The 1195-nt window shown below is 52.7% G+C and carries 1 rRNA gene; it reads right to left on the bottom strand.

From position 1 onward, the window contains the following. Positions 1–1168, bottom strand: a 23S ribosomal RNA gene (locus tag F3J37_RS27795); the annotation flags it as partial. Positions 1169–1195 lie beyond the last annotated feature (27 nt).

Raw genomic sequence — 1195 nt, 5'->3', positions numbered from 1 at the left:
GTCGCTGCCGCAGCTTCGGTGCATGGTTTAGCCCCGTTACATCTTCCGCGCAGGCCGACTCGACCAGTGAGCTATTACGCTTTCTTTAAATGATGGCTGCTTCTAAGCCAACATCCTGGCTGTCTGTGCCTTCCCACATCGTTTCCCACTTAACCATGACTTTGGGACCTTAGCTGGCGGTCTGGGTTGTTTCCCTCTTCACGACGGACGTTAGCACCCGCCGTGTGTCTCCCGTGATAACATTCTTCGGTATTCGCAGTTTGCATCGGGTTGGTAAGCCGGGATGGCCCCCTAGCCGAAACAGTGCTCTACCCCCGAAGATGAGTTCACGAGGCGCTACCTAAATAGCTTTCGGGGAGAACCAGCTATCTCCCGGTTTGATTGGCCTTTCACCCCCAGCCACAAGTCATCCGCTAATTTTTCAACATTAGTCGGTTCGGTCCTCCAGTTAGTGTTACCCAACCTTCAACCTGCCCATGGCTAGATCACCGGGTTTCGGGTCTATACCCTGCAACTTAACGCCCAGTTAAGACTCGGTTTCCCTGCGGCTCCCCTATACGGTTAACCTTGCTACAGAATATAAGTCGCTGACCCATTATACAAAAGGTACGCAGTCACCTAACTAGTAGGCTCCCACTGCTTGTACGTACACGGTTTCAGGTTCTGTTTCACTCCCCTCGCCGGGGTTCTTTTCGCCTTTCCCTCACGGTACTGGTTCACTATCGGTCAGTCAGGAGTATTTAGCCTTGGAGGATGGTCCCCCCATATTCAGACAGGATACCACGTGTCCCGCCCTACTCTTCGAACTCACAATAAGTGCATTTTTGTGTACGGGAGTATCACCCTGTACCCTGCGACTTTCCAGACGCTTCCACTAATGCACAAACTGATTCAGGTTCTGGGCTGCTCCCCGTTCGCTCGCCGCTACTGGGGGAATCTCGGTTGATTTCTTTTCCTCTGGGTACTTAGATGTTTCAGTTCCCCAGGTTCGCCTCGCAACACTATGTATTCATGTTGCGATGATGCACAGAGTGCACCGGGTTTCCCCATTCGGACATCGTCGGCTGTAGCGGTTCATATCACCTTACCGACGCTTTACGCAGATTAGCACGTCCTTCATCGCCTCTGACTGCCAGGGCATCCACCGTGTACGCTTAGTCGCTTAACCTCACAACCCACAGGCGTTTTACAACGC

Source organism: Candidatus Pantoea communis, assembly GCF_011752685.1.
Classification (GTDB): Bacteria; Pseudomonadota; Gammaproteobacteria; order Enterobacterales; family Enterobacteriaceae; genus Pantoea; species Pantoea communis.
This window is presented reverse-complemented; position numbering and strand designations above follow the sequence as displayed.